This is a genomic window from Methylotetracoccus oryzae (assembly GCF_006175985.1).
Taxonomy (GTDB): Bacteria; Pseudomonadota; Gammaproteobacteria; order Methylococcales; family Methylococcaceae; genus Methylotetracoccus; species Methylotetracoccus oryzae.
The window spans coordinates 12,312-30,230 of record NZ_SRSH01000013.1; the positions used below are offsets into that span (position 1 = coordinate 12,312).

14 protein-coding genes are annotated in these 17,919 nt (G+C 64.6%); 9 read left to right on the forward strand and 5 right to left on the reverse strand.

The annotated features are described in order from the left end of the window. Together BWR02_RS13685 and BWR02_RS13690 are read left to right on the forward strand one after the other, a co-directional pair. On the forward strand, positions 1–621 hold the full coding sequence (locus BWR02_RS13685) for a PqiC family protein (RefSeq protein WP_236102238.1): 621 nt from the start codon (positions 1–3) through the stop codon (positions 619–621). Then, positions 618–1,355 (forward strand): ion channel, encoded by a 738-nt coding sequence (locus tag BWR02_RS13690; protein WP_139558450.1) that lies wholly within the window; start codon positions 618–620, stop codon positions 1,353–1,355. Before BWR02_RS13685 ends, BWR02_RS13690 begins: the two co-directional genes overlap by 4 nt. Positions 1,356–1,397: 42 nt before the next feature. Here the strand turns inward: BWR02_RS13690 and BWR02_RS13695 are convergent, their stop codons facing one another. Then, positions 1,398–2,600: a PepSY-associated TM helix domain-containing protein gene (locus BWR02_RS13695; RefSeq protein ID WP_162560152.1), complete on the reverse strand. Its 1,203-nt coding sequence runs from the start codon at positions 2,598–2,600 to the stop codon at positions 1,398–1,400. 427 nt (positions 2,601–3,027) lie between these two features. Between BWR02_RS13695 and BWR02_RS13700 the strand changes: the two genes are divergently transcribed. After that, positions 3,028–3,291, forward strand: a complete 264-nt coding sequence (locus BWR02_RS13700; RefSeq protein WP_139558454.1) for a hypothetical protein — start codon at positions 3,028–3,030, stop codon at positions 3,289–3,291. Positions 3,292–3,360: 69 nt separating this feature from the next. On the opposite strand, the gene BWR02_RS13705 is transcribed toward BWR02_RS13700, so the two are convergent. Then, positions 3,361–4,938 carry an MATE family efflux transporter gene (locus tag BWR02_RS13705; RefSeq protein ID WP_139558455.1) on the reverse strand — a complete coding sequence of 526 codons (1,578 nt, stop codon included), beginning with the start codon at positions 4,936–4,938 and terminating at the stop codon, positions 3,361–3,363. A gap of 527 nt (positions 4,939–5,465) precedes the next feature. Between BWR02_RS13705 and BWR02_RS13710 the strand changes: the two genes are divergently transcribed. From BWR02_RS13710 to BWR02_RS13725, 4 genes are all read left to right on the forward strand, one after another. Further along, the gene (locus tag BWR02_RS13710) at positions 5,466–6,128 is read left to right on the forward strand and encodes a response regulator (protein WP_139558457.1); all 663 of its coding nucleotides are present in this window, start codon (positions 5,466–5,468) and stop codon (positions 6,126–6,128) included. After that, on the forward strand, positions 6,125–7,468 hold the full coding sequence (locus BWR02_RS13715) for an ATP-binding protein (RefSeq protein WP_139558458.1): 1,344 nt from the start codon (positions 6,125–6,127) through the stop codon (positions 7,466–7,468). Before BWR02_RS13710 ends, BWR02_RS13715 begins: the two co-directional genes overlap by 4 nt. A 109-nt stretch (positions 7,469–7,577) precedes the next feature. Then, positions 7,578–9,038, forward strand: a complete 1,461-nt coding sequence (locus BWR02_RS13720; RefSeq protein ID WP_139558460.1) for a DegQ family serine endoprotease — start codon at positions 7,578–7,580, stop codon at positions 9,036–9,038. A 59-nt stretch (positions 9,039–9,097) separates the two neighbouring features. Next, positions 9,098–9,562, forward strand: a complete 465-nt coding sequence (locus BWR02_RS13725; RefSeq protein ID WP_162560153.1) for a PepSY domain-containing protein — start codon at positions 9,098–9,100, stop codon at positions 9,560–9,562. 80 nt (positions 9,563–9,642) lie between these two features. Here the strand turns inward: BWR02_RS13725 and BWR02_RS13730 are convergent, their stop codons facing one another. After that, positions 9,643–9,969, reverse strand: a complete 327-nt coding sequence (locus BWR02_RS13730) for a hypothetical protein (protein WP_162560154.1) — start codon at positions 9,967–9,969, stop codon at positions 9,643–9,645. Positions 9,970–10,062: 93 nt separating this feature from the next. After that, positions 10,063–14,538, reverse strand: coding sequence for a DEAD/DEAH box helicase (locus BWR02_RS13735; RefSeq protein ID WP_139558466.1), 4,476 nt, complete (start codon positions 14,536–14,538; stop codon positions 10,063–10,065). 394 nt (positions 14,539–14,932) lie between these two features. On the opposite strand from BWR02_RS13735, the gene BWR02_RS13740 reads away from it, so the two are divergent. Beyond that, positions 14,933–15,868, forward strand: a complete 936-nt coding sequence (locus tag BWR02_RS13740; protein ID WP_162560155.1) for a glycosyltransferase family 2 protein — start codon at positions 14,933–14,935, stop codon at positions 15,866–15,868. A gap of 332 nt (positions 15,869–16,200) precedes the next feature. After that, positions 16,201–16,806: a hypothetical protein gene (locus BWR02_RS13745; protein WP_139558470.1), complete on the forward strand. Its 606-nt coding sequence runs from the start codon at positions 16,201–16,203 to the stop codon at positions 16,804–16,806. 127 nt (positions 16,807–16,933) lie between these two features. Here the strand turns inward: BWR02_RS13745 and BWR02_RS13750 are convergent, their stop codons facing one another. After that, a complete protein-coding gene (locus BWR02_RS13750) occupies positions 16,934–17,770 on the reverse strand; it encodes a PIG-L deacetylase family protein (RefSeq protein WP_162560156.1) in 837 nt (278 codons plus the stop codon). Positions 17,771–17,919: the final 149 nt, after the last annotated feature.

Genomic DNA, 17,919 nt, shown 5'->3' on the forward strand with positions numbered 1-17,919 from the left:
TTGGCACTCGCGCTCGTCGCCGTGGCGCTCGTCACGGGCGGGTGCACCAGTCCAGAACCGCGCTTCTACGTCCTGGCGGGGCCAGTGCGATCGGGCAAGCCAGCGCAGGCTGCGCCGGCGGGGGCTGCTGGCATCGGGCTCGGGCCGGTGCAGTTCCCTGGCTATCTCGACCGGCCGCAGATCGTCACACGCTCAGGGCAGAACGAACTCGATCTGGCAGAGTTCGAGCGCTGGGCCGAGCCGCTGAAGGACAACGCGGTACAGGTGATCGCGGATACCGTCTCCCAAAACCTGGGGGGTCGCAAAGTCGTGATTTTTCCCTGGAAGCGGGCCACGCCGATCGCCTATCAGATCGTTGCCGACATCAAGCGCTTCGACCGGACGCTCGGCGGCGAGACCGAATTCGTCGTGCGCTGGAGCCTGCTGACGGCGGACGGGCAGACAGAACTGCTCAGCCGCGATGTTAGCTATGCGGAGTGGCCGGTCGACGACGCCTATCCGACGACCGTCGCCGCCATGAACCGCACCCTGCTGAAATTCAGCCGCGACGTGGCGACGGCGATCCGCGAGCAGGACAGCCGCGAACGCCCCGCCGCGCCACCCTCCGGAACGGGGCGATGAGCACCGCGCCGCCCGAACGAACGGAAAACACCGCACCGGGTCCGGTGAGGCCGCGACGCCGCCTGCCGCCGATTCCCAGCGGGGAGGCCTATTACCCCTATCTGTTGCTGGCGCTGATCTTGTTGACGCTGGCCTATCCGATCATCACCGTGTGGCCGGCCGGTCGCATGATCGAAAAGGCGATTATGGCCGCCGTGTTGATCACCGGCACGCTGGCGACCTACAAACGGCGGTCGCAAATCCTGTTGACCGCCGCGATGCTCGTCATCATGGTTTCATCCGGCATTGCGACGGAGATGCGCCACGATGCAGCCGGATGGCTGCTGATCACGTTTCTGTCGTCGATCACCGGGTTCCTGTCGCTGGTGACCTGGCTGCTGGCACGCGACGTTTTTTCGAAACGGAATCGCGTCACGGCAAACCTGTTGTACGGTGCCGTCAGCGTTTACATGTTGATTGGCACTGCGTTTGCCGCGGTCCACTTCCTGATCGAACAGGTCGCACCCGACTCCTATCATTGCGGCTCCCCGCAATGCGACGGCGTCCCGCGGATCGCCGCCTACGTATATTTCAGCTTCATCACACTGTCGACCGTCGGTTACGGCGAGATTCTGCCGAACAGTCATGTGGCCGGCACGCTGTCTTACGTCGAGGCGATCGTGGGTCAGATGTACGTGGCCATCCTCGTCGCGCGGCTCGTGGGCATGCAGATTGCGCATAGCCTCAACGATTGATCGCGGGCCGCCCTCGTGCCCCGACCAGTCTCCTTCGCGACGCTAGAGTCGCTGCGAGGCTCGCCTCAGGCGCCGGCGCCGGATCCCGGTGACATACAACACCAGGGGCACCCAGCCGGCAAGACTCCACAGCAGGCGTCCCGGCGTGCCCAGCACCTGCCCGGTGTGCAGCGCGCGAATGAAGTTCAGAAAAGCGTCACCTGCCGGTCGCGGGGTGACGCGCTCCACGTGCAGGATATGGCCGCTGAACTGGTCAACGCAGACGATGGCCGCCGTGCCTGCTGCCGAAGCCTGGCCGGGCGTTCCGAACCAGATCTGGTGCGAACCGGTGGAGGTGTCTGGCGTGATCAACCGCTGCACCGGGCTTTTCGGGAAGAGCCCGCGAGCGATCAGCAACGCCGCACCGAGGGAAACCGGATCGCTGTTGGGTATCGCCTCGCTCTTGACGTCGAGTCGATCGTGGATGTCCCCCATCGCACTGGACGATCTGAAAGCCGACTCCAGCCATTCCGGAAAGACCAGATGCAGCCCCGACAGGGCCACCATGAAGAGGATCAACGCCCCGTAAACACCGGCCGCGCGATGGATCTCGAACAGCAGGCGGCTGGAATGGGCGGGCGGCAACGTGATCCTGAGGGATTGTCGCACGCGTCCACGGCCCGGCCACCACAATGTCAGGCCGGTGGCGAGGGAGACCAGCAACAGCGCGGCTACACAGCCGACGACGGTGCGGCCGAAGCGCCCCATGAACAGTTCCTCGTGCAGTTTCAGGATCCAGGTCATCACCGTGTCTCCCCAGAACCGGCTGGCAACAACCTCGGCCGTGTACGGGTTGACCGAAACCATCAGGGGCGCATAGAACTCGTCATAGGTCTCCGCCGGCTTTTCGAACCAGACGGTGACCACGCCGTCCGGCCGTTCCGGCATGACCAGGGTCCAACTGCCGAAGCGTCGCGGGTGAGCCGCCTGGACCGCCGCCAGCAGTTCATCCGCCGAACGATACCGTGCGCCAGATTCGCTGACCGTCAGTCGCGGGTTCAGCCAGCGGTCGAACTCGTTGTGAAAGACGTTCAGACTGCCGGTCAAGCCCATCACGACGAACAGGACGCCCACGCTCAATGCCAGCCCCCGATGCAGCGCCAGCCAGAACGGCCGCAAGCGGGAGAATGGCACACGCGCGAGGAGGTCACGCGCCCAGCGGACGGCTTGCTGCGCCTGATGTACCCAATATTCCCGGTTCGTCACCGAATATCTTGTCCGTCGCGATTGTTTGATCCGTTAACCGTGCGCACCCGCCTGTGGGCTAGGTCCCGCACGGCCGGGGATGATACCTTAGAGGCACGAGGCACTGGCGCCTTCGCCGAGGATCGTCGTCCGTAACGCTGGACCAACCTGTCGGGAGCACGTTCGATCGCCATGACCTGCTTTGCCAACACCTGGCTGGAAATCGCTTTGCTGCGAGGCCTGCGCGATGCTCGCCCGGCACCCGGGCGTCGGCACAGCGTAAATCGCGGCCATAGGGGAGCCCCTCACCGCCTGCCGGGAGCGGCTTTCGGCACATCGCGACGACTCGACGCCCGCCCAAGTCACATTATCGGTAGGAGACCCTGAAGTCCGGACGACCGTCCGCTGTGATATAACCGACCATAAGCCACTGATGGGGCAGGTACCTATGAAACTCGACGACTACATCAAGAGCAAGGCACTGGTCCGACTCGAAGACTTCGACCAGGAATTCTTCCACCTGCTGGACGTCAGGGACGGCAAAGCTCTGGCCATCGTCGTCAACCCCATCGAAGGACGGACCCTTTACCGGGTCGATGCAGAAACCGAACAAGGCAAGCCGACCACCCGCTATTTCAGTCGGTTCAAGGACGCCTACCAGGCCTATTTCCAGGATCCTCCCCGTAAATGGACGCCCGTGGTCATCAAGTAGTACCGACCGGACAGCCCAGCCGGCCCCGATCAGGGGCTCAGTGCGATCGGACAGGCCCGACGCACACCCTCAGCCTTCCGGTTCCGATTCGTCACTCGGCGTCTTCTTCGCGCGCCGGCGCCCTTTCCCGGTCACTTTGGCCAGCACCTTCCCGATCCCGGCGATCACATAGCGGCGCTCGCCCGGCTGAAAAACGAGGAACCACATCACCAGCACCGACCACAGCGGCGCCCCGGCCAGGTTGGCGATAAGCTGGGCCTGCCGATCCGGGACGTAAAGGTTGAAAGCGATCACCGGGACCACCGTCATCATGACGAGAAACGCGAGCCTGACCAGAACACGTCCGGAGAATGCCCGGACACTGAATCCGGCGCGTTTTCTGAGCAGCACCATGCGAGCAATCAAGCCCATCAACGACAATCCGATACTGACAAAAAAGACGGAGTAAGGCGGCATTCCCTGCTTCAACAGCAGATACGCGATGGGAATATTAAGGAGCAGCATACCCCCGACAATCACCTGTATCTTCGCGATCTTTCCGGTCGCTCTCGCGACGGTCAACAAGGTCGACGACAGCACGACGAACAGCGCATCGATAAGTATCAGACGGGAGAACTCTGATGTGTACTGCGGAACCCGCGTAAGCCATAGGCGCAGAATCAAGTCCATCTCGAACAACAGTGGGAGACACATCGTGAACATCAGGAAGAAGCTGATCTTCGTAGCCTGAAATACCAGCTTGTACATCGAGACCCTGTCGTTGCTCGCGTAGGTCTTGACGATCTGCGGGTTCGAAGCCGTATTGATCATGCTCGAAAACGTCCGAACCTGGCCATTGATCTGGGTCGCAATTCCGTTTGCCGCATTCACGGCGGGTCCAAAAAAGGTGTTGAACAGAATGCTCGTACCCTGAGTCTTAGCGATGGTGGCCAGATTTTCTATCACGTTCCAGCTGGCAAACCCGGCCAGTTCGCGATAGAGCTTTTTCTGCCTGACGATGCGAAAGCGGCTCTCTTTGTAGAAAATCCAGCAGACGATATAGTTGACCAGGAGTGTCGCTGCCGAGATTGCGAAGACCAGGACAGCATAGAGTTGCAGTTTGTCGTGCTGCGTTGACAGCAGTGCAATCGCTGCGGCAAGCTTGCCGAAGGTCGCTACGAGATTGATGAGCGCTGTTCCGATCATGTTTTCCCGGGCACTGAAAATACCGGAACATGGAACGGTCATCACGGTGCAGATAAACGTCAAGATAGTGAAATGCAAGACCCACTCCGCGGCCACCAGTCGCTCGGGAGGAATGACGAGGTAAGTCCTAAGAAACCAGAAGCCAGCCGTTTCACCTATCACGAAGACCAAAAAAGAAATAGCCAGATGGATCGAGAAGGCAACATTGAATACATTCCTGACGCCTTCTGGCCTGTTCTGAGCCATTTCGACGTTGAGGTACCTTTGCACCGAACCCGTCATGGTCGTCTGCAGAAACTTGAGGAGCAGGACCACGCCACCGACGACGCTGAAAATACCGAAATCGACGAATCCCAGCGCCTGCAGTGTGACTCGTGAGGTATAGAGAACCACCAGTGTATTTATGATCAAATACACATACATTACACCGGTGTTCAGAGCCACTCTCTTGACGTTAAGCACTATGTCGTTCCTCTATTCGGAAAAGCATCTTGTATAATGAGGCTGGCCGCGGCAGCTCAGTCGATGGATACCGACCGCGTCGATCGAAAACGCAGTTCGCCACCCCGTGCGAAGCCAATGGACGGCGCCGGCGAAGAGAAACCCCAAAGGGCTGGGCGGGCCTGCACGCATTGACTGAAAATGCCAAGGTCAGGATTAAGGTAAACCCAACCACATGACGGGCACCGTGACTGGGACAGGAGCGCCGGAAGCGTCGCACAACGGATTTCGGCAACGGTATTGAGTGGCGTGCGGTCTGCGGCTGGTGCCGATGGACGCTGATCAGTACCCGCCCCCAAGCGGTAAACGATGGCAAAATCGGTCATGAAGGTTCAAGCAGTATATCTGATATGCCTTTCCGCTGTCCCACACGGGAATCCGCTCAGGGAACGCGAGAATAATCTCCGACAACCCGCGCAGCGGCCGGGCCTGGCGCGTGGCCCGGACGGGAGACACGCATGCACAACACGAAATAGGACATTGCCTCCGTGCGCATACTGATTGCCGAGGATGACCCGATGATCGGGAAGAGCGTTCAGGGCGCGCTCCGCCAGGAAGGCTATGCCGTCGATTGGGTGCAGGACGGTCTCGCGGCGGAACTGGCATTGCGGAACGGCGTCTACGACCTGCTGCTGCTCGATCTGGGCCTGCCGCGCAAGAGCGGACTCGCGATACTCCAAGCCCTGCGCGCCCGGCACGATCAGACGCCGGTGTTGATCCTGACCGCGCGTGACGCAATTCCCGACCGCGTCGCCGGGCTGGACGCCGGCGCCGACGACTATCTGGTCAAGCCCTTCGACCTGAACGAACTGAACGCCCGGATCCGGGCTCTGGCCCGCCGGCGCAGCGGACGCCCCACCCCGTTCATCGAGCATGGGGGCCTCCACGTCGACCCGGCATCCCACGCCGTACAACTCGACGGGGTTCCGGTCACCCTGTCTGCACGGGAGTTTTCTTTATTGACGGCGCTGCTCGAGAACCCCGGCGTTCCGATGTCCCGAGCGCAACTCGAGGACCGCATCTACGGCTGGGGCGAAGAGGTCGAGAGCAATACGGTCGAGGTCTACGTGCATTCGCTGCGCCGCAAACTCGGCGCAGGCTGGATCAGGAACGTGCGCGGTGTCGGCTACCTGATCCCGAAACAGCCGTGACGTCGATCCGTCGCAGGCTGACCGTCGCCCTGCTCGGGACGATCGCGCTGGCCGTTCTGCTGGGTGGCGCCGCGATCCACCATGAAGCGCGTGAGGAAGTGGATGAACTCCTCGATTACCAGCTCCGCCAGCTCGCGCTCTCGGTCGGTGACCAGGTGTGGGGCCCGGGGTTCGTGCCTCACGGCCACGATGGAGGGGAAACAGACTTCGTGATCCAGGTATGGGGCCCCAACGGCGTCAGCCTCTACTTTTCGCGCCCGCACCAGATCCTGCCGGTCGGCTCCGAACTCGGGTTCTCGACGATCGAGACGCGTGAGGGCGCCTGGCGCGTCTACGTGACGCGGACGCCGCTGCAATTGATACAGGTGGCCCAGCCGATGACGGTGCGGAACACCATGGCACTGGCCGCCGTGACCCGCGTGCTGACGCCCATGCTGTTGTTGCTGCCGGTGCTCAGCCTGCTGATCTGGGTCATCGTCGGCCGAGGACTCGCGCCGCTTCGGCGCCTCGCCCGGGCCGTCGCATTGCGCAGCCCCAGCGGGCTGGCACCGCTTCCGGTCACGGACACGCCCGAGGAAGTCATGCCGCTGGTCCAGTCGCTGAACGACCTGCTGCACCGTCTCGACGAAGCCTTGGCCGCGCAGAAGGCATTCGTGGCCGACGCCGCTCACGAACTGCGCACGCCGATCGCCGCGCTCCAACTGCAGGTCCAGATGCTGGAACGTGCAACCAACGACGACGAGCGCCGGGGCGCACTCGACGACCTGCAGGCGGGTGTCCGCCGGGGAACCCATCTGGTGAATCAGTTGTTGACGCTGGCACGGCAGGATCCGGATCTCACCGACCGCTCCAAGGCTCCGGTGAACCTTGGAGCGCTGGCCCGCTCGACGGTCGCCGAGCATGCGGTTGCGGCGGAGGAGCGACGGATCGATCTTGGCGTGACACACGTGGACGACGCGGCCGTCATCGAGGGGAACGCAGACAGCCTGCACATCCTGCTGCGGAATCTGGTCGACAATGCCTTGCGCTACACCCCGGCCGGCGGCGCCGTCGACGTCGCGGTGGCGGTCTCCGGGCCCGATGCGGTGCTCGATGTCGCGGACAATGGACCCGGTATCCCGCCCGAGGACCGCCAGCGCGTGTTCGACCGCTTCTACCGCGGCACCGGTACCGGCGAGACGGGCACCGGTCTCGGTCTCAGCATCGTCAAGTCGATCGCCGACCGGCACGGTGCGCGCGTGGAACTGGGTAGTTCGTCCGCCGGTGGCCTGAGCGTACGCGTGCGCTTTCCGCTGTTCCCGCATACGGAAAGGCCACGCCGCGAAGGCCGAACGCCGTGATCGGCACGCTTACCGCACATTCACGCCACGCGACACCGCCTTAAGCTGGCTTTAAGCCAGGCGCCGCTATCGTGTACCCCGTCGCAACAACCTGCTTCGGGAGACACCCATGGCAAACCCCGTTCTACAACAAACCCTGATTGCCGCTGCCGTCGCCGCAACCGTTTCGGGTGGCCTGGTCTACTTCAGCCGAGATGATGCGCCGCAGACCGCCGTCAGGCAGCTTGCCGCACCGACCCAACAATCCGCGCCGTCCCGCCCGGCCATGGCCACCCTACCCAATTTCGCGGCCATCGCGGTCGAGAGCGGTCCGGCCGTCGTCAACATCAGTGTCAGCGGAACCACGAAAGTCAGCACACGCGGTCAGACCCCGTTCGGCGGCGAACCGCCGCTGTCCGAGTTCTTCCGGCACTTCCAGCCCCCGATGCCGCAGGAAGAAGCGCCCCAGGCCAGGGGCATGGGCTCCGGTTTCGTGATCCGTCCTGACGGCCTGATCATGACGAATGCGCATGTCGTCGACGGAGCATCCGAGGTGACCGTCAAGCTGACCGACAAGCGCGAGTTTCCGGCCAAGGTCATCGGGATCGACAAACCGACCGACCTCGCCTTGTTGAAGATCGAGGCCCAGGGACTGCCGGCCGTCAAGCTCGGGAACCCGGACGATAGCGGCGTTGGCGACTGGGTGGTCGCGATCGGCGCACCCTTCGGTTTCGAGAACACCGTCACCGCCGGGATCATCTCGGCGAAGTCGCGCTCCCTGCCCGAGGAGGGCTATGTGCCGTTCCTGCAGACGGACGTGGCAGTGAATCCGGGCAATTCCGGTGGCCCCTTGTTCAACCTCAAAGGCGAAGTGATTGGCATCAACTCGCAGATCTACAGCCGCACCGGCGGCTATCAGGGCCTGTCGTTCGCGATCCCGATCGACGTCGCGCTGAAGGTCGAGCAACAACTCGTCGAACACGGCAAGGTCAGCCGCGGCAAGCTTGGCATTGCCATCCAGGACGTCAATCAGGCGCTCGCCGATTCGTTCGGCATGGCAAAGCCCGCCGGCGCACTGGTGGTCTCGGTGCAGGCGGACGGCCCCGGCGCCAAGGCCGGCATCGAGCCGGGCGATGTCATCACGGAGCTGGACGGACGCCCGATCGGCTCGTCCGGCGAACTGCCACCGCGGGTGGCCGACCTCAAACCGGGAACGGAGGGTCGTCTGACGGTCTGGCGCAACGGCACCAGCCGCGAGCTGAAGGTGCAGGTCGGCGCACTCGAAGACGTCGCCGTTGCCGAAGAGGCCCCCATGACCGAGCCCAAGGGTCGGCTGGGCCTCGCGGTGCGGCCGCTGACGCCCGAGGAAAGCCAGCAGGCCGAGGTGTCCGGCGGACTGGTCGTCGAACGGGTGGCAGGACCTGCCGCCAAGGCCGGCGTTAGACGCGGCGACGTCGTCCTGGGCGCGAACGGGCAGCCGATCAGGAATGCCGAGCAACTCCGCGAACTGGCCGAGCAGGCCGGCAAGTACCTTGCCCTGCTCGTCCAGCGCGGCGACGCGCGGCTGTTCGTGCCGCTGGAACTGGGATGAGCTCGCCGCGGCACCGTAGTATCGTATCGCCGTCTCACAATGACCTCAGGAGTGCCATCATGAAATCTGCTCCCGCCACCCTCGCCTTGGCCGTTCTGGTTTCTGCGCTGGCCGCACAGGCCGAAGAGGGTACGACACCCGCCGCCGTCAAGGACGCCTTCGCGAAAGCCTACCCACAAGCCGTCGATGTGGATTACGAGACCGAAACGAAGGACGGTAAAACCGTCTACGAAGTCGAGTTCAAACATCAGGGAAAGGACATGGAGGCGCTTTACACCGCGGACGGGACGCTGGTCCGCACCGAAATGGAAGTGGCGGTCGACACGCTGCCGGAGCCGGTCCAGAAAGCGCTGGCAACGGCACACCCGAAGGCGAAACTCAAGGAAGCCGAGATGCTGATGAAACCCGACGGCAGCGTGTTCGGCTACGAAATCGAACTGAAGGAGGGAAAGGTCGAAACCACGGTCGAAATCGCCGGCGACGGCACGATCCTTTCGACCGTGTCCGAGACCGAGGACGACTGACCGATCGGCGAGCCTCGCTGCCGGTCGCGAGCCCCCGCAAGGATGGCGTTGCCGCGAATCCGCGGCAACGCGACAGGGTCTCAACGGCTGTTCAACAACCTCAGGAAAGCCTCTTTCTGGGGCTCGGTGAGCAGATTCAAATTGAGTTGCAAGCCGAGAAAAATGCCCGACAGGTGCGCCACGCGGGCCTGAACCTTCAGGGTTTCGCGCGGTGCGCCGGGCGCACGAAAGGTCAACGTCAGGACTCCCGTATCACCCAGCCGGGGTTTGCGCGTTGCGGCGATGGCCAACTGCGGGCTCTGCATCGTCGCCCGCTGGCCCGACAGGTCCCGGGTGTTTCCGTTCAGCGGGATGGCTCCCGGCGCTTCGAAGAGGCAAGGGACGCGTATTTCTTTGGTAGCGATCATTCGGTACGGCATGGCGCATGATCGCCCCGAGTCGTACCCGACTCAAGCCATTTGACGCCGCCAATACGTCATGGCCATCACGCCCGGGCACAGTCAGCGGCCGAAAGGCGAGCGCGTCGATCCGCCCGTCGGCACGCCCAGTGATGGGCTCGCGACCAGCCCACGATGGTCGCTTTCGAATCCGGCGCGGCGCAGCCGTGCATACAGCGGCGATTCGTGAACAGGCCGGCCATTCAGCTTCTCGATGACCAGAAAGCCCCGGCGCGCCGGCATCGCGATGGTGTTCAGCGCCGCGAACACCGCTTCCCAGATCAGGTCGGGAAAGGAAGCGTGATCGAACAGCGCGATCTGACGCCCATTCTGTGCCGCATACGCCGCCAGCCGGCCGCGATACAGCACCACCCAGGCACCGGGGACACGGCGCAGCACCGCATCGCTGCACTCCTCGCGTTCCGGCCAGGGGATGAAGCCACCATAGGGATTGGCAGGATCGAGGGCCGCAAGCACGGTCAGTTGGTGCGGCATCACGGACTCTTCATCCGGTTCGTCGGCCGGATTACAGGCGCGCAGGCGGTCGATGGCTCCCCGGTAGGCGAACTGGCTGCCCGCCAATCCCTCGACGAAGTAACCGCGCCGCAGCTTCCCGCTCTCTTCCATCGACCTGAGAACCGTATGGATGGGCGCATACCCGCCGGGGAAATCCTCGGTCTGAACGATCTCGCGACTGACGAGCCCGTAGCGTTCCAACAAGACCTGCGCCAGGGCGAGCGCCTGCGCCGTCACGGTCGTGTTCGGGTCGGACAACTGCGACACCAGCGACCAGCGCCCCCCGGCCAATGCCTGACCGCCCCGTCGACCCGGCTTGCTCGCCGAACCCGCCCGTCGGCCGAGAGCGCGCAATGGCGCGAAGGTGTCGTTGGTCAGCCAGCCCGCCCAGACCAGATCCCACAGCGCCGCGGTGAACTCGCGCAGCGTGGGCTTGCCCTCGAGATCCCGCGCCGCCGATTCCAGCTCAAACAGGAACGAGGCGCCCCGTTGGCGCAGATAGTCGATGATCGCGCGGTGTAATGCCGTATCGGGCGGTTCGCCGCATTTCGGGTCGATCAGAGCCCGCGCGTGATCGCGGCGGTACAGCGCAATGCGTCCGTCCGAGGGGCCGAGTGCACTGCGTCCAACCCATACGATCGCTCCCGTCGCCGCGAGTTGATCGAGCTGGTCCGGCGAATAGCCCGGCACACGCCGCGGCAATACAACTCGATCGAGCAGACTCCATGGCAAAGCCAGGCCCTCCAGTTGCCCGATGACCTCCAGCAGGCGCTGCGGTCCCCCACGCTCGTCACCGATACCATGCCATTGCGGCAGGAAGATGCCCAGCACCGACGCATCCAGCGCCGCGGCCTCGTTCCTGAGCCGGGCGACCGTGCCGCGCTTGATCCGTCGCAGCACTTCCGCATCGCACCACTCCGCCTCGGATCCGGCCGGGCGGATCTCGCCGCGCACCTGCGTGCCCTCGGCCACGAGCAGGCTCAGGACAGGGTCGACCTGTGCGGGGCGAAGGCCGTAGCGTGCGGCCAGGCGGGCGGTCACGAAAGGCCCGTGCGTGCGGGCAAAGCGCGTGCACAGCCGCAGCAAGGGACGCTCTCCGGACGCGAGGAAGGATTCCGGCAAGCCCGAGGGGGGCACGGTTCCCAGCGCATCCCGAAACAGACCTGCGTCCTCGGCTGCGATCCAGCGCTGTTCGCCAGCCACGTTGAGCTTGCAGGCCCGACGCTCGGCAGCGAGCGACAGCAGCCATTCCGCGGGATCCTCATCGCAGCGGGCGCGAATCTCGTCGAGACCGAGATCACCGAGGCGCCTGAGCACATCGTGGAGTTCGTCGGCATCCCGGGCCCGCCGTCCGTCAGCCAGATGCTGGAGATCCTGTTCGATCTCATCAATCACGTGCTCGTCGAGCAGTTCGCGCAGCTGCGCCTGCCCCAGCAATTCACCCAGGAGTTGGCTGTCGACCGTCAGCGCCTGAGCCTTGCGCTCTGCCAGCGGCGCATCCTGTTCATAGAGATAGGCCGCGACGTAGGCAAAGACCAGCGAACGCGCGAAAGGCGATGCCGTGCGCGTTTCGGTCTCGATCACCTGCACCGTCCGGCTGCGGATCGCCGCCATCAGATCCTCGAATCCGGCCAGATCGAACTGATCGCACAGCGCCTGGCGATAAGTCTCGAGGAGCAGCGGAAAAGCCGGGTAGCGCTTGACCGCGGCCAGCAAACCCTGGGCCTTCAGCCGCTGGACCCACAAGGGGTTGCGCGAACCGGGCCGCCGCCGGGGCAGCACCATCGAGCGGACCGCATTCTCCCGGAACAGGCCGGCGAACAGCGCCGTGTTGGCCAGCTCGGCCGTGACCGCCTCCCTGGCCTCGTCCGGATCGGGCAGCAACCCGTCCAGCGGAGGCAGCTCGTCGACGTCTGCCAGACGAAGCACGATGCCGTCGTCGGTATACATGACCTGCACCTCGAAGCCGCTGCGCAGGCTCAGCTGGTGCTGGATCGCCATGGCCCAGGGTCCGTGGATGCGGGCCCCGAAGGGCGACAGGATGCAAACCCGCCAATCGCCCAGTTCGTCCCGGAATCGCTCGACGACGATGCAACGGTCGCTGGGTAGCGTGCCGGTGGCCTGCTGCTGTTCGTCGAGGTATGCGGCGAGATTCTGCGCCGCGAGTTCGTCCAGCGGCGTCTCTTCCAGCAGCCATCGCCGGCGCTGAGCCGGACCCTTCCCCGACAGTTCACGGAGCAGCTCACCCAGCGCGCGACCCACGACCAAAGGACGACCCGGACCTTCGCCCCGCCAGAACGGCAGCCGCCCCGGTTCTCCGGGTGCCGGCGAAACCAGGACACGGTCGCGGGTGATTTCCTCCACCCGCCAGGTAGTCGCGCCGAGCAGCACGCAGTCCCCGGTCCGGGTCTCGAACACCATCTCTTCATCGAGTTCGCCGACCCGCGGTCCATTGGGTACCAGGTAGACGCCGTAGTTGCCGCGGTCGGGTATCGTTCCGGCATTCAGGCGTGATCGCATTGCCGCCCCGCGCCGGGGCGACAAGCGGTCGGCCGCCCGGTCCCAGGCCAGCAGCGGGCGCAGATCGGCGAATTCGTTCTCCGTGTAGCGCCCCGCCAGCATGTCGAGCACGGCCTCCAGCAGCGGCCGGGACAAGGTCCGATACGGATAGGCGCGGCGGCAGCACTGCAGCAACTCCTCGACGGTGGAAGGTCGCTCCACGCACTGGGCGACGACCTGCTGCGCCAGCACGTCGAGCACGTTTTGCGGCACCTGAATGGGCTCGATCTCGCCGCGCAGCATGCGCTGGCCGATCACCGCGCATTCGAGCAGATCGCCGCGAAACTTGGGGTAGATGCGCCCCACACTGGTCTGACCGACCTGATGCCCGGCCCGCCCGACCCGCTGCAGCCCGCGCGCGACGGAGCCAGGCGACTCGACCAGCACGACCAGATCGACGGCCCCCATGTCGATGCCCAGTTCCAGTGACGAGGTCGCGACGATGCCCCGAATCCCGCCCCGTTTCAGCTGGTCTTCGATCTCGGCACGCTGGGCCGGCGACACGCTGCCATGGTGCGCCCGTAACAGGTCCTCGCCGGCTTCATCGTTGAGGCGCTGCGCCAGCCGCTCGCACAGGCCCCGGCTGTTCACGAAGATCAGTGTGGAGCGGTTCGCGCGGATGTCGTCCAGCAGGCGCGGATAGATGGCGGGCCAGATCCCGCGTTCCGTCCTGGGCCGGCCCAGTTCGCGGCTGTAGAGCTCACCCAGAATGGAGCCACTGCGCACCGGCTCCTCCGGCATCGCCGACGCAACCTGATCACTTTCGGGCGTCGGCATGACGATGCGCAGGTCGAGCTGCGGCGGCGCCGAGGCATCGACGATCTCGACCGGCCGGTCGCCACCGAGGAAGGCCGCAACCTCGGCCGCCGGATGAACCGTTGCCGACAGGCCGACGCGCTGCGGATCGTCTTCGCACAGCGCCGAGAGACGCTCCAGCGACAACGCCAGATGCACGCCGCGCTTGACCGGGGCCAGCGCATGCACTTCGTCGACGATCACCGTACGCACGCCCCGAAGATTGTCGCGGGCCTTTGCGCCGAGCAGCAGGTACAACGATTCGGGCGTCGTGACGAGGATATCGGCGGGCTCCCTGGCCTGTCGCAACCGCTCGCGCTGCGGCGTATCGCCGGTCCGGACGTCGACCGTGATGGACCGCGCCGGCAAACCGAGCCGCTCGGCCGTGCGACAGATACCGACCAGCGGCGCACGCAAATTCCGCTCGATATCGTGGACGAGCGCCTTCAAGGGTGAGATGTACAGCACCTTGATGCCGGGCTCGTAAGCCGACGCCGAGATCAGGTTGTCGATTGCCGCCAGGAAAGCCGCGAGTGTCTTTCCGCTGCCGGTCGGCGCGAGCAACAAGGCGTGACGACCGGCCTCAAGAATCGGCCAGCCGCGGCGTTGCACTTCGGTCGGCGCCGGAAAGTTACTGTCGAACCAGGCTTTGGCCGCGGCACTGAACATAAGGGAGGACGATGGACACGCGTTATCCGGCCAGGGGGAAAATCCACAGGGCAGCCATGGCGGCAGGATGGGAGCTAACAGTCAGGCTCGTTGACTAAGCTATGCGTAGTAATCGAGTCAGCGCCTCCCTGACAGAGTGAGCGCATGCCGGGACGACGGGGCCTGCAGCGGCTCGCGCCGGGACCGAGCGCCAACGGCGAGTGTCGCAATTCCTCCCGACGTTCGCAATCGGACACCCGGGGCGTCAGCGGCGATCGCAGGCCTCAAGAGTTGACAAGCTCTCGCGGCCTCCGCATCCTCCGCCTCGCCTGCGCAGTCCCGCCGGGCGGCTCTCGGAAGGGGGCGGGAAGGCCAACCTCGAGCTCTGCGCGAATACCGGATCAGGAGATCGCTCTTGGATGCACAAAACGTTGCGGTCATCATCGCCGCCTACAATGCCGCCGGTACGATCGCTCGCGCCATCCGTTCGGCCCTGGCCGAGCCGGAGGTCGTCGAGGTCGTCGTCGTGGATGACCGCTCCCGCGACGCGACGGTCGAGAACGCACGCGCTGCCGACGACGGCACAGGCCGTCTCAAGGTAATCGTCCAAGCCGAGAATCGCGGCCAATCGGCCGCACGCAACCGGGGCATGGACGAAAGCCGGGCTGAATGGATCGCCGTGCTCGATTCGGACGACTTCTTTCTGTCGGGACGAACCGCAGCGCTGCTGGCCTACGCGGATCGCGCAGAGTTCATCGCGGACGATGTCGGGCAGGCCGATGAGGCTTCGCTGGAACAGCCCCCCCGCAGCCTGATCGGCGAGGCATTGAGCGAACCACGACTGGTCGGATTCGATGAATTCGTCCTCTCGAACGTGCCGAGCCGCGGCCGCAAGGAACTGGGCTATGTCCAGCCCATCATGCGGCGCAGCTTTATGGAACGTCACGCTCTGCGCTATCAGGAGCACATGCGCCTGGGCGAGGACTACGAGTTGTACACGCGAGCCATCGGCTGTGGCGCACGTTTCCTGCTGGTACCCGGGTTGGGCTACGTTGCCGTGGTCCGCAGCGATTCGCTGAGCGAACGTCATCGCGTCGAAGACCTGCTGCATCTCCGCGATTGCGACCGGGACCTAGAGCAACTGAAGGGGCTGACCGACAGCAATCGCGCGGCACTGCGACAACACGCGATCAATGTGGACTGCCGCCTGCAATGGCGTCTGCTCATCGACGCACTCAAGCAACGCAGGCTGGGCGCCGCTCTGGCGAGCTTCGCCCAGCCCTGGCCGGTGCCGTGGTACCTCACCCGCCGCCTGATGGAACGCGCGCTGCGGCGGATTTCCGGGAGTTAGGAAACCGCGAAACCAAGGCCCTCACGGCTTTACTCGCAACTGCGCAAAGCGCCCGGTGTTCACGAGGCCGGAAGTGCCTTCCCGGCGCCGCCCCATGGCCATCCTGATGGCCGCCTCGTCTCTGTCCGACCTGAACCGAGTATCTCCCGGCCCAGGACAGCAGGCACCCTGATGCCCCTCGCTCACACCGCCTCTGTTGTGCCCGTGTGGTACCCTACCGCGGCGGTTGACTCCGGCAGAAGCTTACGCCGCGGGGCGGGCCCTGAAGCGGCGGGGGGCAACTGTTCCAATTACTTACAACCATAAGCATACTCAAGAGGGCGGGAGATACCATGGCAGCAAACGAGGGTGAAGGTTTGGTCGGATCGTTGATCGCCACCGTCAAAGGATTGCTCGACAAGGCGATGGGCAAGGCGGCCCCGGTCGTCGAGGAAATCAAGAAAGACACGACGGAGATGGCTGGAAAGGTGGCCGACAACGTGACCGGCACGGCGGAACGGCTGACGGAAAACGCGGCAGAGCTGGCGCAGGAAGCGAAGGGGCGGATCGGTGTTGCGGTGGAAGACCTCAAGGAAAGGGCCGATATTGTCGTCCACGAAGTGAAGGAGCGGGTCGCGGAGGCTGGGGATGCGGTCAGTGAGCGCTATGAGCAGGTCACCGAAGCCGCAGGCGACTTCCTGCAGGGCGCCAAGGAAAAGATCGCCGAAACGGTTGAGGACCTTGAGGATTCGGCTGAACAGTTGATCGCCGCGACCAAGGAGCGCGCGGCCGACGTAGCCGAAAAAGTCGAGGACCTCGCCGACAGGGCCGAGGATGCGGCCGAGGATACCGCGGAGCGACTGGCCGATAAGGCCTCCGAATTGAAGGAATCGGCCAAGGCGAAGCTGGCCGAGGTGAGCGAAAAGCTCGTCGGCTCGGACGATCAGGGTCAGGCCTGACGCAAAGGCCTGGTCGAGCGCGGGCGCCCCATCGCGGGGCCCGCGCCGAAGGGAAGGAGCACGATCGTTCGGCGGCGCGAGCGCCGCGGTGGCGCATGGGTTCCGGCACCCACCATCGAGAGAAGGCCTACGCCCCCGACTCCCTGAGAAAGTACTCCAGCGGCGACGAAAAAAAACGCAGGAACCCGTCCGGCAGCAGGATCAGGCGCCGCGTAGGATCCGGTTCGTACTGCGAGCGATAGGCGGCGAGGGCCGCCTGCTTCTTGCCGCGCTCAGCGGATGGCAGTTCGATCCGCACCAGCCGTGACCTTTCCCGTGCCGAAAGGACATCCAGACAACTGGATTCCCACAGCGACCAAACAAAGTAGTTCCACAGCTCGAAGGGCCGCGCCGAACCGGCCGTGGCCGCTTTGACCAGCCGGTGCGTCGCCTGATGGTCGGGGTGGAAATCGTTGCGGAACGGCAGAAAAACTTCCTGGGGCGCGACGCGCTGCAACACCGCCTCGATCTTTCCGACCGCAGCCTGGCGCTCAGCGTCACCAAAGCCAGTGAGTTCGCCGTCCGGCAGATCGAGAAATACCACATCGTCCGCTTGCATGCCGAGCGCATCCAGCGCCCGCAGCGCCTCCTGACGGCGCATCGCGCTGATCTCGGCACGCTGTTCCGGCGTGGTCTCATCGAGCGAACAGGCCCCGCCATCGGTCAGAAACACCACTGTGATCGGCGCACCCAGGCGGCATTTCGTCGCGATCAGCCCACCGCAACCCAATGTCTCGTCGTCCTGGTGCGGCGCGAACACCACGGCCGAGCGATCCGTCACCGCGACCGGTTCCGCCTCCCGACGCAGGCGCCGGAACGCGAGCCGCCGCAGGACCGCCTTGCGCAGCCGGCGCCAGCGCCAACCCAGATTGCGGCGGATGCGGCCAGCCAGCGTTTTCCGGTCTTCTTCAGGACTCGTTTGCATCGCGTTGACGGAACCGGTTTCAAGCGTGAGAACGGCGGCCGGAGCGACGATTGATCTCGCGGCAGCCGCGTTGCGTCGGGAGATTATCGTTCCGCGGCGCGCGCTTGTCACCGCGAACGGCCGAGGATAAACCAAGAGAACGAACTCCG

Coding starts and splice junctions, on each gene's coding strand:
- BWR02_RS13690 (WP_139558450.1), top strand. CDS start 618: ATGAGCACCGCGCCGCCCGAACGAACGGAAAACACCGCACCGGGTCCG.
- BWR02_RS13700 (WP_139558454.1), top strand. CDS start 3,028: ATGAAACTCGACGACTACATCAAGAGCAAGGCACTGGTCCGACTCGAA.
- BWR02_RS13725 (WP_162560153.1), top strand. CDS start 9,098: ATGAAATCTGCTCCCGCCACCCTCGCCTTGGCCGTTCTGGTTTCTGCG.
- BWR02_RS13745 (WP_139558470.1), top strand. CDS start 16,201: ATGGCAGCAAACGAGGGTGAAGGTTTGGTCGGATCGTTGATCGCCACC.
- BWR02_RS13735 (WP_139558466.1), bottom strand. CDS start 14,538: ATGTTCAGTGCCGCGGCCAAAGCCTGGTTCGACAGTAACTTTCCGGCG.
- BWR02_RS13720 (WP_139558460.1), top strand. CDS start 7,578: ATGGCAAACCCCGTTCTACAACAAACCCTGATTGCCGCTGCCGTCGCC.
- BWR02_RS13730 (WP_162560154.1), bottom strand. CDS start 9,969: ATGATCGCTACCAAAGAAATACGCGTCCCTTGCCTCTTCGAAGCGCCG.
- BWR02_RS13750 (WP_162560156.1), bottom strand. CDS start 17,770: ATGCAAACGAGTCCTGAAGAAGACCGGAAAACGCTGGCTGGCCGCATC.